Genomic DNA, 15,327 nt, shown 5'->3' with positions numbered 1-15,327 from the left:
GTGGCGTACGCGGCCACCACCCTCGACACCCCTCAACCACCCGATTCCTACGCGCCATTGACGACGACCGAGACAGCAAGCATGGGGGAGACTGAGACCTTGAGGACCGACACTGTCGGCCGCGCGGAGCCGGAACCGGAGCTGGAGCCGAATCCGGAGCCGGAGCCAGAGCCGGAACCCGAGCCGGAGGCGGGACGTGGCGGGTGGGGCTCGTTGCCTCGGCGTACGGCGATCGCCCTCACGGTCGTGGTCCTGGTCGGTTTCTTCGTCATTGACGGCGCGTGGGTCTGGTTCGAGCATCCGCCGCTGTGGGAGCTGTCGCTCGGCGCGCTCGGTTTCGGGGCGATCCTGGGGCTTCAGCTCGCCCACTCCTTTCCCGGCCTTGCGCCCTGGCCCGCTCGCTTCCGGTTCGCCACGTGGGGGCTTCAGGGCGTGCTGACCTATGCGCCGATTCTCGCGTTCGGGGTCGGCTGGGGCGGGATGGCCGCGTTCTTGACCGCTTCGGCGGTGCTGGTGTTCCCCGGGGTGGTGGGCTGGGCGCTGTTCTGCCTGGGCGCGCTGGCCGACAGCCTGGTCTTCTACCACTACGGGACCGGCTGGGAGACCACCGTGTACGCGGTGATCGAGGCGGTGCTGATCCCGTTGATCGTGATCGGGCTCTCGCGGATGTCCGACATGATCGTGAAGCTGCACCGTTCGCGTGCGGAGCTGTCGCGGCTCGCGGTGGCGGGGGAGCGGCTGCGTTTCGCGCGTGACGTGCACGATGTGCTCGGTCTCAGTCTGTCGGCGATCTCGCTGAGGTGTGAGCTGGCGTACCGGCTGCTGACGGAGGCGCCGGCGAAGGCCGGTGAGGAGCTGGGTGAGGTGCTGCGCACCGCGCGCAAGGCGCTGGCGGATGTGCGCTCGGTCAGTCGTGGCTACCGCGAGATGTCGCTGTCCGCCGAGGCCCAGGCGGCGGTCTCGATGCTCTCGGCGGCGGGAATCCGCACGTCGCTCGACGTGGCCGGGGAGGAGCTGCCGGGCGACGTGGACACCGTTCTCGCGACCGTCCTGCGGGAGGGCCTGACGAACATGTTGCGCCACAGCAGGACCGAGCGGTGCGAGATACGGGTGCGACTGCGCGACGACGGGTCCGCCGTGCTGACCCTGGCCAACGATGGCGGCGGCCGGACGCGGGGTGCGAGGGGTGCAAGGGGCGGCGCTGGGGGTGGCGCCGGGGGTGGTTTGGCGACGCTCGCCGCCCAGGTGGGTGAGCTCGGCGGCACGCTCACCCATGGCACGGACGGCCAGGGTTGGTTCCGCCTCGAAGCCGTGGTTCCGGTGGCGGTGCGGGGGGCGGTTCCGGTGCGGGTGGCGGTGCCGGACCGCGCGTGGCCGGGACAGCGGGGGGCGGGGCGGCGGCCCGTCCCGGAGGCTAGCGAGCCCCATCAACTTCAGCCCTCCGCACGGGGGTTGGGGCACCCTGACATGCTGCCCCGCGCGGCCTCCGCGATCGCGTTCGCGGTCCTGGCGGGTTACTTCCTCGCGTACTCGGAAGTGGCCATGGCCTACCACCCCACCCTCGGCCACGGCGTCGCCACGGAGCTCTGCGTCGTCGCCATCTTCGTGCTGCAACTGGTGGTCTCCTTCCACTGGCGGTACGCCTGGCCGGTCAGCCGGCCGTGGGTGACGCGCGGCGCCCTGGGCGCGCTGACGCTCCTCCAGTTCGCGCCACTGGTGTTCCTCGGCCCGACCTGGCTGGGACTGCCGGGCTTCCTCGGGGGCACGGCGCTCCTGACGCTGCCGGCCGTCGCCGCCTGGCCCCTGCTCGCGGTCGTGACGACGGCGGGCGGCATCGAGCTGTACCGCATCGGCAACGGCGTGTGGGACCTGACGTACGAATCGGCGTACACCGTCATCTGCGCGCTGGTGGTGTACGGGCTGGCGCGGTTGGCGCGGTTGGCGCATGAGCTGCATTGGTCCCGCGCGGAGATAGCGCGGCTCGCGGTGACGACGGAGCGGTTGCGTTTTGCTCGTGACCTGCATGATTTGTTGGGTTTTGGGTTGTCGGCGGTGACGCTGAAGTGTGAGTTGGTGCGGCGTTTGGCGGTGGGTCGGCCTGAGGTGGCGCGGGGGGAGTTGGTGGAGGTGTTGGGGATTGTGCGGGGGGCGTTGGCGGATGTGCGGTTGGTGGCTGAGGGGCGGCAGCGGTTGAGTCTGGTGGGGGAGGTGGGGAGTGCGGTGGCGGTGTTGGAGGGGGCGGGGATTCGGGCGTCGGTGGATATGGGTGGTGGGGTGTTGCCGGGGGATGTCGATGTGGAGACCGTTCTTGCCACGGTGGTGCGGGAGGGGTTGACGAATGTGTTGCGGCACAGTCGGGCGGCCTGCTGTGAGATACGGGTTCGGCGGACGGCGGCGGGTGGGGTGCGGCTCACCGTCGTCAATGACGGGGTGGATGGCTGTCCATCGTCCGGTCTTGGTTCCCGGCCCGGCGGCGGGGGGAGTGGGATCGGCAATCTCGCGGCGCGGGTGCGGGCGGTGAATGGCCGTCTGACGGCGGGGGCGCGTCCCGACGGCCGGTTCGAGCTGACGGCAGAGGTCGACTTACTGGGTACTGCGGCCTGACCGCCGACTCCGCAGACCGTTTTGACCCAAACCGTAAGCCATGGGGGAGCTTTGGACATCGACGACGTCGAACACGCGGGCGCGGACGGCCCGGACAGGGATCCGGTCCGCGCGGAAGCGAGGTCGGGACGTGTGGGTGCGGGTCTGCGACGCCGTCGTAGGGGATCAGCAACCGTGGAGACGCCACTCGTGCCTGCGGGCGCGGGGCTCGGGCGTGCGAGCGTGGGGCTCAGGCGTGTGGGCGGTGGAGGTGATGGTGGGCTTCCGTACGGGGCGGCGGTCGGCGTCACGGGCGTCGTTCTGGTCGGATTCTTCGTCATCGACGGCGCCTTCCTCTGGCGCGAGCATCCGTCAACCTGGGAGAGCGTGGGCGCCGTGGCCGGGTTCCTCGCGATCCTGGTGCTCCAACTGGCCCACTCCCACCCAGAGTTGCTGCCGCGTCTCGCTCGACACCGCCGGGCCACCTGGGTGGCACAGGCGCTGCTCACGTACCTTCCGATGCTGCTGTTCCGGGTCGCCTGGGGTGGCATGCCGGCGTTCCTCGGCGCGTCCGCCGTGCTGGTGTTCCCGGCGGCGTTCGGCTGGGCGCTCTTCGGTGCGATCGCCCTCGCCACCTGCGCGGTCGTCGTCGGCGTGGGCAGCGACATGGCCACGACTCTCTACAGCACCTTCGACGCCGTCCTGATCAGTCTCATCGTGGTCGGGCTTTCGCGGATGTCGGACATGATCGTGAAGTTGCGTCGCTCGCGCGAGGAACTGTCCCGGCTCGCGGTGGCGCGGGAGCGGCTGCGGTTCGCGCGTGACGTGCACGATGTGCTCGGTCTCAGTCTGTCGGCGATCTCTCTCAAGTGTGAGCTGGCGTACCGGTTGCTCGGGGAGGCGCCGGCGAGGGCTGATGAGGAGTTGGGTGAGGTGCTGCGTGCGTCGCGTGGGGCGCTGGCGGAGGTGCGTTCGGTCAGTCGTGGTTATCGGGAGATGTCGTTGTCGGGGGAGGCGGACGCGGCGGTCTCGATGCTGTCCGCCGCTGGCATTCGTACGACCCTGAAGGCCGAGGGGGGCCATCCGCCGGCCGCCGTGGACACCGTGCTTGCTGCCGTGCTGCGTGAGGGGTTGACGAACATCCTGCGCCACAGCAAGGCCGCGCGGTGTGAGATCCGGACTGAACTCCTGGGCGCAGCCGCCGTGTTGAGGGTCGCCAACGACGGCAGTGGGCGGACGCGGGGACCCGGGGACGACGCGTCCGGGGCGCTGGCCTCGCTCGCCGCCCAGGTGGGTGAGCTCGGCGGTACGCTCACCCACGGCGCCGACGATCAGGGCTGGTTCCGTCTCGAAGCCGTCGTGCCGCTGTCCGATCACGCGGGGGTGGGGGCGGGGACGAGGGGCGAGGGTGTCCGGACCGGTATACCGAGGGTGCCTGAGTCCGATCAACTACAGCCTGGTGCGCGGCGGTTGGGGCATCCCGACATGCTGCCGCGTGCGGCCTCCGCGATCGCGTTCGCGGTCCTGGTGGGCTACTTCCTCGCGTACTCCGTCATCGCCCAGTCCTTTCTGCCACCGCTCGGCGAGGCCGTGGCCATCGAGCTCTGCATGGCCGCCACGCTCGCGGTGCAGTGCGCGGTGTCCTTCCAGTGGCGGTTCGTCCGGCTCGCGCGTCACGGCGCCCGGCTGCGCCACTGCGCGCTCGCCGTACTGCTGCTGCTCCAGGGCGTGCCGTGGCTCTTCTTCGGTTCGATCTGGCTGGGACTGCCCGGGTTCGTCGGGGGCACGGCGCTTCTGACCCTGCCGGCCGTCGCCGCGTGGCCGCTGATCGTCGGCGTGACCGTGGCCGCCGACGTCGCCGTGCACCGCTCGGGGGGCCACTTCTGGGACCGGATGTACGAGGGTGCGTACACCGTCATGTGCGCGCTGGTGATCCTCGGTCTGTCCCGCATGGCCCGGCTGGCGAGCGAAGTGCATCGTTCCCGCGCGGAGATAGCGCGGCTCGCGGTGACGACGGAGCGGTTGCGTTTCGCGCGTGACCTGCATGATTTGTTGGGTTTTGGGTTGTCGGCGGTGACGTTGAAGTGTGAGTTGGCGCGGCGTTTGGCGGTGGGTCGGCCTGAGGTGGCGCGGGGGGAGTTGGTGGAGGTGTTGGGGATTGTGCGGGGGGCGTTGGCGGATGTGCGGGCGGTGGCTGAGGGGCGGCAGCGGTTGAGTCTGGTGGGGGAGGTGGGGAGTGCGGTGGCGGTGTTGGAGGGGGCGGGGATTCGGGCGTCGGTGGATATGGGTGGTGGGGTGTTGCCGGGGGATGTCGATGTGGAGACCGTTCTTGCCACGGTGGTGCGGGAGGGGTTGACGAATGTGTTGCGGCACAGTCGGGCGGCCTGCTGTGAGATACGGGTTCGGCGGACGGAGACGGGTGGGGTGCGGCTCACTGTCGTCAACGACGGGGTGGATGGCTGTCCATCGTCCGGTCTTGATTCCCGGCTCGGCGGCGGGGGAAGTGGGATCGGCAATCTAGCGGCGCGGGTGCGGGCGGTGAATGGGCGTCTGACGGCGGGGGCGCGTCCCGACGGCCGGTTCGAGCTGACGGCAGAGGTCGACCTGTCGGGTGCGGCGGCCAGCGGGCTCGGCTCCGTGGGCGACGCCCCGATTCCTGTCGGCCGCCGGTGACCGAAGTGGTGGACTTTGACGGGCAGTTGAGGGTCGACGACGCGGTCGGTCGCAAGGGGAGTGGCGGTCGTGTGGGCGACGGGCCCGGGCGTCTCGACGGGCGGGCACTGTCACGGCGTACGGCGATCGCCATCACCGCCGGAGTGCTGCTCGGGTTCTTCGTCATCGACGGCAGTCACGTCTGGGCCGAGCACCCGCCTCCGTGGCACGCTGTGGGGGCCGTGCTCGGCTTCGTGGCCATCATGGCGCTCCAACTCCTCCATTCCTTCCCGGGGTTCGCCGGTCGGGCCGGCCGCCTTCGCTGGGCCACGTGGCTGCTGCTCGGGGTGCTCGCCTACGGGCCGGTCGCCGTGTTCGGGGCCGCGTGGGGCGGGATGACGGAGTTCTTCGCCGCCTCGGCGGTCCTCGTCTTCCCCTCGGCCATCGGATGGCCGCTCTTCGTGTGCGCCGTCGCGGGGGAATTCGCGCTCTTTCGCCAACTCGGGTTCTGCGCGGGCGACTTCACGTACGCGGGGATCGAGGCGGTGCTGATCCCGCTGGTCGTCATCGGGCTCTCCCGGATGCCCGACATGATCGACCAGCTGCACGCCACGCGCGAGGAACTGTCCCGCCTCGCAGTGGCGCGGGAGCGGCTGCGGTTCGCCCGTGATCTGCACGAGGTGCTGGGGCGCAGCCTCTCCGACATCGCCCTCAGATGCGAACGGGCCCGCCGTCTCGTCGTGGACGCGCCCGCCGGAGCGGGCGAGGCGGTCGGTGAGATGCTGGTCATCGCACGCAAGGCGCTCAGTGACGTGCGGTCCGTCAGCCGTGGCTACCGGCGGATGTCCCTGGCGGACGAGGTGGCTTCGGCGGTTCCGACGCTCTCGGCGGCGGGGATCGACACCACGGTCCGCCACGGTTGCGGCGATCTGCCGGACCCGGTGGACACCGTCCTGGCCGCCGTGCTCGGCGAGGGTCTGACGAACCTGCTGCGGCACAGCGGGGCCGAACGCTGCGTGATCACCACCGAGTGCGACGGTGTCGCTGCCGTCCTGGTTGTCGCCAACGACGGCGTCGGGCCGGGCGGGGCCGTGCCGGGCGCCCCGATGCCCGCGCGTGCCGTGGGCGGTGGTGTGCCGGGCGCCCCGAGGCCTGCGCGTGCCGAGGGCGGTGGCGTGCCGGGCGGGGCCCACGACGGTGCCGTGCCCGGCGGGGTCCACGTTGGCGCCCCACTGGGCGTGGCCCGCGTTGGTGCCCGATCGGGCGGGGTCGACGACGGTGCCCCCGGCGGCGGGCTCGCCGTGCTGGACGGCCGGGTCCGCGAGCTCGGCGGCACCCTGGCCCACGGGCTCGACGGCGAGGGCTGGTTCAGGCTGCGGGCCGCCCTGCCGTTGCGGCAGGACGCGCCGCGACCCGGGTCCGAGGGGACGCGACCGGAGTCCGACGCCCCGGGGGCTGGCGGTACGCGACTGGGGCCCGACGGCGCATCGCCGGGGCTCCCCGCCTCAGGGTCTGGTGGTACGCGACCGGGGCCCTCCGCTCCAGGGCCTGGCGGTACGCGACCCGGGCCGTCCGCCCGAGGGCCTGGCGGTACGCGACCGAGGCCCGACGGCACGTCGCGCGGGGCCGGGTGGGGGGACGAGCGCGGGGTGCTGCCCCGTGTCGCACGCGCGATCACGCTTGTGGTGCTCGTCGGATACTTCCTGTCGTACTCGGCCGAGGGCTGGTCCTACGCGCCGTACGCCCACGGCCTGTTCGCCGTCGAACTCTGTCTGCTCGGCTGCCTCGCGCTCCAGCTCGCCGAGTCCTTCCACTGGTGCTCGCCCTGGGGAGCGCGCTGGAAGGGGCGCCTGCGGTACGGGGCGCTGGGCGCGCAGGCGGTGCTCCAGTTCGTGCCGTTCCTGGTGTTCGGCAGGGCGTGGGCGGGTACCCCGGGCTTCCTGGCCGGGTCGGCGCTGCTCGCTCTGCCCGCGGTGGCCGCCTGGCCGGTCCTCGTACTGGTCACCGCCGCGAGCGGGGCCGCGCAGTACGCGCTGGGGGTCGCGACGCAGGACGTGATCTACGAGAGCGCGTACACACCGATCTGCGCGGTGGTCGTCTTCGGGCTGACCCGCATGGCGCGGCTGGCCGGCGCGCTGCACCGCTCGCGCGCCGAGGTCGCCCGGCTCGCGGTGACCACCGAGCGGCTGCGTTTCGCGCGCGACCTGCACGACCTGCTCGGCTTCAGCCTGTCGGCGATCACGCTCAAGTGCGAGCTGGTGCGGCGGATCGCGCGGGACCGGCCGGCGCGGGCGCGCGAGGAGCTGACCGAAGTGCTGGCCATCGCCCGCGCCGCGCTGTCCGACGTCCCCGCCCTGGCGGACGGCGGCGGACGGATGTCGCTGGCCGCCGAGGCCGAGCACGCCACGGCCCTGCTGTCCGGCGTCGGCATCCGCGCCACCGTCCGACTGGAGTGCGGGGAGCTGCCCGACGACGTGGAGAGCGTCCTCGCCACCCTGGTGCGCGAGGGCCTGACCAACATGCTGCGGCACAGCACAGCGGCGTCCTGCGAGATCACCGCCGGGCGCACGGCGGGCGCGGTGTGGCTGAGCCTGGTCAACGACGGGGCGGGGGCGGCCGGGGACGCGGGCTTGGGCTCGGGGTTCGCGGGTGGCAGCGGGATCGGGAACCTGACGGCGCGGGTCGAGTCGGTCAACGGCCGCCTCACGGCGGGGCCTCGGCCCGGCGGCCGGTTCGAACTCTGCGCGGAGGTCCGGCTGGCGGGGGTGTGAGGCGGCGGGGTGGCGAGGCGGCGGGGCCTCAGCTCGCGTGCAGCCAGCCCGCGTCGCGTGCGATGCGGATCGCGTCGACCCGGTTGCGCGCGTTCAGTTTGCTGACGGCCGACGTCAGATAGTTGCGTACGGTGCCGGACGACAGGTGCAGCCGGGACGCGATGTGCCCGGCCTCCAGGCCCTCGGAAGCGAGGTGCAGCACTTCGCGTTCGCGGTCGGTGAGCGGGGAGGGGCCCGAGTCGAGTGTGGCGAGGGCCAGTTGGGGGTCGATGACGCGCTCGCCCGCCGCCACCCGGCGGATCGCGGCGCACAGGCTGTCCGGGTCGGAGTCCTTGGGCAGGAAGCCGGAGACGTGGGCGGCCAGCGCGCGCCTGAGGTTCCCGGGCCGGCCGAGGCTGGTCAGAATGAGCGTGCGGCACTCCGGTACGGAGGTGTGCAGGGCGGCGGCGGCGGTGATGCCGTCGGTGCCGGGCAGATCGATGTCGAGGACGGCGACGTCCGGCCGTATCGCCATCGCGGTCGGCACGATGTCCGTGCCCGACGCCAGCTCGGCGACGACCTCCAGATCGGGCTCGAGCTCGATGAGCGACACCAGTGCTCTGCGCAGCATGTGCATGTCTTCGGCAATCAGAACGCGCACCATGGTGCCCCCCGTTGTGCTGGATCATGGGTCGGTCCCAGCGATTATGCAGTAGGCCTCCGGCCCGGGTCGTAGTCGGCGGTCCATGCCGTGGCCCGGGCGGTCCTGGCTACGGCCTGGGCGGACCCGGCCGGGGTCTCGGCCGCGACCCTGGCGGTGCCACCGCCCCGGACACCGGGCGGGACCTCGCGGTCTTCACCCCGGTGTCGGCGCCCACAGGGCGGGGCTGGCCCGCCACCCGCGCGAGGCGCCCGGCGCGGGGGCCGCCCAAGAGCATGGGCCGGGGCCGGGCGCCGCGCGCCCCCGTGGCACGCGCGAGGGCCCCGGTGCCTCCTGGGGAAGGAGGCGACGGGGCCCTCGGGTCACTTCTGGTGGTACCGCGCCCGCGTGGCGAACGCGTCCGCGCGCGGCACTCAAGCTGCCGTACGGGAGCGGTAGAGAGGGTCCGCTGGGTCCCGTACAGGCGGTCGTTCAGATGAAGCGGTTACGTCTCAGCCCTGGAGAGCGGCAACCTTGTGCGCCAGCGCCGACTTCTTGTTGGCGGCGGCGTTCTTGTGGATGACACCCTTGCTGACGGCCTTGTCGAGCTTCTTGGAGGCCTCGCGAGCGGCCACGGTGGCCTTCTCGAGGTCGCCGGCCACAGCAGCCTCACGGGCCTTGCGGATCGCGGTCTTGAGCGAGGACTTGACGGCCTTGTTGCGCAGGCGCGCCTTCTCGTTCGTCTTGTTCCGCTTGATCTGGGACTTGATGTTCGCCACGAAAGAGCCTTTGCAGGTTCGATGATTCGATCTTCGGTCGTGTCCCGCCGCCGAAAGGGTGAGGAGACACAGCTGTCCACGGTACCAGTCGCCCCCCGACCAGCCCAAACCGGGCGCAGGCCCGCAGGCGTGGGACGATAGGGGTTGCTACTTACGTATCGAACCGTCGTCGACCCGAGACGAGGCGCCGCGATCAGACCCGCGGGCCTCAAGAATCAGGACCCTGCGTGCCCGCGACTCCTCCCAACGTGCCCGAGCCGAGCCGTACCGACCCGGCGCTGATCCGCAACTTCTGCATCATCGCCCACATCGACCACGGCAAGTCGACCCTTGCCGACCGGATGCTCCAGCTGACCGGCGTGGTCGAGCAGCGGCAGATGCGCGCCCAGTACCTCGACCGCATGGACATCGAGCGCGAGCGCGGCATCACGATCAAGTCCCAGGCGGTCCGTCTGCCGTGGGCCCCCACCGAGGGCCCCGACCAGGGCCGGGCCCACATCCTGAACATGATCGACACCCCGGGCCACGTGGACTTCACGTACGAGGTGTCGCGTTCGCTCGCCGCCTGCGAGGGCACCGTCCTGCTCGTCGACGCCGCCCAGGGCATCGAGGCGCAGACCCTGGCCAACCTGTACCTGGCCATGGAGAACGACCTCACCATCGTTCCCGTCCTCAACAAGATCGACCTGCCGGCCGCCCAGCCGGAGAAGTTCTCCGAGGAGCTGGCCAACCTCATCGGCTGCCAGCCCGAGGACGTCCTGAAGGTCTCCGCGAAGACCGGCGTCGGCGTGGACGCGCTCCTGAACCGCGTGGTGCGTGACGTGCCCGCCCCGGTCGGTGTCGCCGACGCGCCCGCCCGCGCGATGATCTTCGACTCGGTGTACGACTCCTACCGGGGCGTCGTCACCTATGTCCGTGTGGTGGACGGCCAGCTCAACAAGCGCGAGCGCATCCGCATGATGTCGACCGGCGCCACCCACGAGCTCCTTGAGATCGGTGTCTCCTCCCCCGAGATGACCCCGGCCGACGGCATCGGCGTCGGCGAGGTGGGCTACATCATCACCGGCGTGAAGGACGTGCGTCAGTCCAAGGTCGGTGACACCATCACCAGCCTGCACAACGGCGCGACCGAGGCCCTGGGCGGCTACAAGGACCCCAAGCCGATGGTCTTCTCGGGCCTGTATCCGCTGGACGGCTCGGACTACCCCGACCTGCGCGAGGCCCTGGACAAGCTCCAGCTCAACGACGCCGCGCTGGTGTACGAGCCGGAGACCTCCGCGGCCCTCGGCTTCGGCTTCCGCGTCGGCTTCCTCGGTCTGCTGCACCTGGACGTGATCCGCGAGCGCCTGGAGCGCGAGTTCAACCTCGACCTCATCGCGACCGCGCCCAACGTGGTCTACCGCGTCGTCCTGGAGGACGGCAAGGAGGTCACCGTCACCAACCCGAGCGAGTTCCCCGAGGGCAAGATCTCGGACGTGTACGAGCCGGTCGTGCGGGCCACCATCCTGGCGCCCAGCGAGTTCATCGGCTCGATCATGGAGCTGTGCCAGACCCGGCGCGGCACCCTGCTCGGCATGGACTACCTCTCCGAGGACCGCGTCGAGATCCGCTACACGCTGCCCCTCGCGGAGATCGTCTTCGACTTCTTCGACCAGCTGAAGTCAAAGACGCGCGGGTACGCCTCCTTGGACTACGAGCCCACCGGCGAGCAGGCCGCGAGCCTGGTCAAGGTCGACATCCTGCTGCACGGCGACAAGGTGGACGCCTTCTCGGCGGTCTGCCACAAGGACGCGGCGTACGCCTACGGGGTGCGCCTGGTCGCCAAGCTGCGCGAGCTCATCCCGCGCCAGGCCTTCGAGGTGCCCGTACAGGCCGCGATCGGCTCCCGGGTCATCGCCCGCGAGACGATCCGCGCCATCCGCAAGGACGTCCTCGCCAAGTGCTACGGCGGCGACATCTCCCGCAAGCGCAAGCTCCTCGAAAAGCAGAAGGAGGGCAAGAAGCGGATGAAGATGGTGGGCTCGGTCGAGGTCCCACAGGAAGCCTTCATCGCGGTGCTCTCCAGCGACGAGTCGGGCGCCAAGAAGAAGTAGTACGCCCGCGATCACCGGCTCTTCGCACCCTCACCACAACGGACCCCCGTGCCCCGGCACGGGGGTCCGTTCGTTATGAAACCACTCTTGGTTGCCCCTTACGTGGCGGGCGGCGGCGCTCTACTCTGATCACGCCCGATGGTTACTCACCAGTTAAACAAGCGTCGGACAGCCAGAGGACCCAGAGCACTCGGACTCAGCACACGCAGCCCAGAGCACTCGGACAACCAGCCCAGTCGCGCAGCCTTGCCGCAGGCCAGCCCGGAGGACGTCGTGAGCGACACCCAGACCTTGATCGAGAACCGGCCGCCGTCCGTGGCGACCCTCTTCGTCCAGCGCGTGGACGCGACACCGGACGCGGAGGCCTACCGCTATCCGGTCCCGGGCACGGGCCAGAGCCCCGAGGAGTGGAAGTCGCTCAGCTGGGCCCAGGCAGCCGAGCGGGTCCACGCGATCGCGGCGGGCCTGATCACCCTCGGGATCGGGGCCGAGGAGCGGGTCGCGCTCGCCTCCTCCACCCGCGTCGAGTGGATCCTGGCCGACCTCGGCGTGATGTGCGCGGGCGCCGCCACGACCACGATCTACCCCTCCACCAACGCCGAGGAGTCGGCGTTCATCCTGGCCGACTCCGAGAGCCGGGTCCTGATCGCCGAGGACGCCGCCCAGCTGGCCAAGGCCCGCGAGCGGCGCGAGGCGCTGGTGGACCTGCGGCACGTCGTGGTCATCGACCCGGCGGGCGCCGAGCCCGCCGATGGCGACCCCGAGGGCTGGGTGCTCACCCTCGCCGAGCTCGAGGCGCGCGGCGCCGCCCACCTGGAGAAGAACCCCGGCGCGGTCAAGGAGCGCGTCGCGGCCATCACCGCGGACCAGCTCGCCACCCTCATCTACACCTCCGGCACCACCGGCCGCCCCAAGGGTGTGCGGCTGCCGCACGACAACTGGTCGTACATGGCCAAGGCCATCGCCGCGACCGGCCTCATCACCGGCGAGGACGTGCAGTACCTGTGGCTGCCGCTCGCCCACGTCTTCGGCAAGGTGCTCACCTCCGGGCAGATCGAGGTCGGCCATGTGACGGCCGTCGACGGCCGCATCGACAAGATCATCGACAATCTGCCGGTGGTCCAGCCGACCTACATGGCCGCCGTCCCGCGCATCTTCGAGAAGGTGTACAACGGCATCGCGGGCAAGGCCCGTGAGGGCGGCGGCGCCAAGTACAAGATCTTCCAGTGGGCGGCCGGGGTGGCCCGCGAGTACGCCAAGGTCAGCCAGGACAACTACCGCCGCACCGGCCGGCCCGGCGCGCCCTTCGCGCTGTCGGCCCGGCACAAGGTCGCCGACGCGCTGGTCTACAGCAAGATCCGCGAGGCGTTCGGCGGGCGGCTGCGGGCCTGCGTCTCCGGCTCGGCCGCGCTCGCGCCCGAGATCGGCTTCTTCTTCGCCGGCGCCGGCATCCACATCCTGGAGGGCTACGGCCTGACCGAGACCTCGGCCGCCTCCTTCGTCAACCCGGGCGAGGCCTACCGCACCGGCACCGTCGGCAAGCCGTTCCCCGGCACCGAGGTACGCATCGCGGACGACGGCGAGATCCTGCTGCGCGGCCCCGGCGTCATGGAGGGCTACCACCGGCTGCCCGAGAAGACCCTCGAAGTCCTGGAGTCCGACGGCTGGTTCCACACCGGTGACATCGGCGAGCTGTCCGCCGACGGCTATCTGCGGATCACCGACCGCAAGAAGGACCTCATCAAAACCTCCGGCGGCAAGTACATCGCGCCCGCCGAGGTCGAGGGCCAGTTCAAGGCGGTCTGCCCCTTCGTCTCCAACATCCTGGTCCACGGCGCCGACCGGAACTTCTGCACCGCGCTGATCTCACTCGACGAGCCGACCATCCTCGGCTGGGCCAAGGAGCAGGGCATCGACGGCTCGTACGCGCAGGTGGTGGCGGCGCCGCAGACGGTGGAGCTGGTCGAGGGCTACATCAAGCGCCTCAACGAGGGGTTGCAGCGCTGGCAGACGATCAAGAAGTTCCGGCTGCTGCCGCGCGACCTCGACATCGAGCACGGCGAGCTCACCCCCAGCCTCAAGCTGAAGCGGCCGGTGGTGGAGCGCGAGTACCGCGCCCTGATCGACGAGATGTACGCGGGCTCGCGCGAGGCCTGAGCGGAGCCGCCGGCGCGGTGGAGGGGGGCGGGGCTCCCGTGGGCCCCGGCCGCTCGCGCGGTGCCGGACAATGGGGGCATGCCTTCCGTACTGCCCGATGGTGAGCCCATGCCCGAGGACGGGTCCCTGCCCCGCCATGCCCTGGAGGGCGCCGGGGAGCGGCCGCTCGGGTTCTACCTGCACGTGCCGTACTGCGCGACGCGCTGCGGCTACTGCGACTTCAACACGTACACGGCGAGCGAACTGGTCGGCAAGGGCGGCGTCCTGGCCTCCCGGGACAACTACGCGGACATGGTCGTGGAGGAGATCCGCCTCGCCCGCAAGGTGCTCGGCGGGGACCCGCGCCCGGTGCGGACCGTGTTCGTCGGCGGCGGCACCCCGACCCTGCTCGCGGCGTCCGACCTGGTGCGCATGCTGGCGGCGGTACGCGAGGAATTCGGCCTCGCCGACGACGCGGAGGTGACGACCGAGGCGAACCCGGAGTCCGTGAACCCCGCCTACCTGGCCGAGCTGCGCGCAGGCGGCTTCAACCGGGTCTCCTTCGGCATGCAGAGTGCCCGGCAGCACGTCCTGAAGGTCCTCGACCGTACGCATACGCCGGGCCGCCCGGAGGCGTGCGTCGCCGAGGCGCGCGCGGCGGGCTTCGACCACGTCAACCTGGACCTGATCTACGGCACGCCCGGCGAGAGCGACGAGGACTGGCGGGCCTCGCTGACGGCGGCGGTGGGCGCGGGCCCCGACCACATCAGCGCGTACGCCCTCATCGTCGAGGAGGGTACGCAGCTGGCCCGCCGCATCCGGCGCGGCGAGGTCCCGATGACGGACGACGACGAGCACGCGGACCGCTACCTCATCGCGGACGAGGTGCTGGGCACGGCGGGCTACTCCTGGTACGAGGTCTCCAACTGGGCCACCACCGAGGCGGGGCGCTGCCTGCACAACGAGCTGTACTGGCGCGGGGCGGACTGGTGGGGGGCCGGGCCCGGCGCGCACAGCCACGTGGGCGGGGTGCGGTGGTGGAACGTGAAGCATCCGGGCGCGTATGCCGCCGCGCTGGCCCAGGGCCGCTCTCCCGGTGCGGGCCGGGAGCTGCTGTCCTCGGAGGACCGCAGGGTGGAGCGCATCCTCCTGGAGCTCCGCCTGCGCGAGGGCTGCCCCCTGGATCTGCTGCGGCCCGCGGGGCTCGCGGCGGCGCGGGGCGCGGTCGCGGGCGGGCTGCTGTCGGAGCGGGAGTTCGCCGGGGGGCGGGCGGTCCTGACCCTGCGGGGCCGGCTGCTCGCGGACGCGGTAATCCGAGACCTGGTCGACTGACCCACCCGTTCCGCTTCCGGGTGCGGGCCGTGCGTGCCTGGTCGCGCAGTTCCCCGCGCCCCTTAAGGGCTTGGTGTTCGGGTGCGGGTCGTGGTCGCTTTTCGCGCCGTTCCCCGCGCCCCTTGAGGGCCTTGTGTTCGGGTGCGGGTCGTGGTCGCTTTTCGCGCCGTTCCCCGCGCCCCTTGAGGGCCTTGTGTTCGGGTGCGGGTCGTGGTCGCTTTTCGCGCAGTTCCCCGCGCCCCTGGCGGGGCTGGTGCTGGCCCGCGTCGGCAACCTCAGCCCGTCATGGGGGTCCCCCCTGGCCCTTAAGGCCTTGGGGGAGATTGAGGACGAGGCCGTTCAGGCCGAACGGGGTCTGGGGC

Annotated in this window: 8 protein-coding genes; 6 read left to right on the top strand and 2 right to left on the bottom strand. The window is 71.4% G+C overall.

What is annotated here, in order from left to right:
• The 3 genes from ACFYM2_RS21870 (at nucleotide 1) to ACFYM2_RS21860 (ending at nucleotide 8,006) form a co-directional block, all read left to right on the top strand.
• Nucleotides 1–2,604 carry a sensor histidine kinase gene (locus ACFYM2_RS21870; RefSeq protein ID WP_388838409.1) on the top strand — a complete coding sequence of 868 codons (2,604 nt, stop codon included), beginning with the start codon at nucleotides 1–3 and terminating at the stop codon, nucleotides 2,602–2,604.
• Between the two features lie 174 nt (nucleotides 2,605–2,778).
• The gene (locus ACFYM2_RS21865) at nucleotides 2,779–5,256 is read left to right on the top strand and encodes a sensor histidine kinase (protein WP_388838406.1); all 2,478 of its coding nucleotides are present in this window, start codon (nucleotides 2,779–2,781) and stop codon (nucleotides 5,254–5,256) included.
• Between the two features lie 5 nt (nucleotides 5,257–5,261).
• Nucleotides 5,262–8,006: a sensor histidine kinase gene (locus tag ACFYM2_RS21860; RefSeq protein WP_388838403.1), complete on the top strand. Its 2,745-nt coding sequence runs from the start codon at nucleotides 5,262–5,264 to the stop codon at nucleotides 8,004–8,006.
• 28 nt (nucleotides 8,007–8,034) lie between these two features.
• On the opposite strand, the gene ACFYM2_RS21855 is transcribed toward ACFYM2_RS21860, so the two are convergent.
• Together ACFYM2_RS21855 and rpsT are read right to left on the bottom strand one after the other, a co-directional pair.
• Nucleotides 8,035–8,649: a response regulator transcription factor gene (locus ACFYM2_RS21855; RefSeq protein ID WP_359008977.1), complete on the bottom strand. Its 615-nt coding sequence runs from the start codon at nucleotides 8,647–8,649 to the stop codon at nucleotides 8,035–8,037.
• A 488-nt stretch (nucleotides 8,650–9,137) separates the two neighbouring features.
• Complete coding sequence (gene rpsT, locus ACFYM2_RS21850; protein ID WP_359008979.1) at nucleotides 9,138–9,404, bottom strand: 30S ribosomal protein S20; 267 nt, start codon at nucleotides 9,402–9,404, stop codon at nucleotides 9,138–9,140.
• Nucleotides 9,405–9,631: 227 nt separating this feature from the next.
• Between rpsT and lepA the strand changes: the two genes are divergently transcribed.
• The 3 genes from lepA (at nucleotide 9,632) to hemW (ending at nucleotide 14,965) form a co-directional block, all read left to right on the top strand.
• Nucleotides 9,632–11,497: a translation elongation factor 4 gene (lepA, locus tag ACFYM2_RS21845; RefSeq protein ID WP_350230207.1), complete on the top strand. Its 1,866-nt coding sequence runs from the start codon at nucleotides 9,632–9,634 to the stop codon at nucleotides 11,495–11,497.
• 273 nt (nucleotides 11,498–11,770) lie between these two features.
• Nucleotides 11,771–13,654, top strand: coding sequence for a long-chain fatty acid--CoA ligase (locus tag ACFYM2_RS21840; RefSeq protein ID WP_359008981.1), 1,884 nt, complete (start codon nucleotides 11,771–11,773; stop codon nucleotides 13,652–13,654).
• A 78-nt stretch (nucleotides 13,655–13,732) separates the two neighbouring features.
• Entirely contained in the window at nucleotides 13,733–14,965 is a 1,233-nt protein-coding gene (hemW, locus tag ACFYM2_RS21835; RefSeq protein ID WP_388838400.1) for a radical SAM family heme chaperone HemW, read from the top strand.
• The last annotated feature ends 362 nt before the right edge of the window (nucleotides 14,966–15,327 follow it).

The organism is Streptomyces sp. NPDC006711 (assembly GCF_042869775.1).
Lineage (GTDB): Bacteria > Actinomycetota > Actinomycetes > Streptomycetales > Streptomycetaceae > Streptomyces.
Note: the sequence above shows the minus strand (reverse complement) of the source record. Positions and strands in the feature narration are given on the sequence as shown.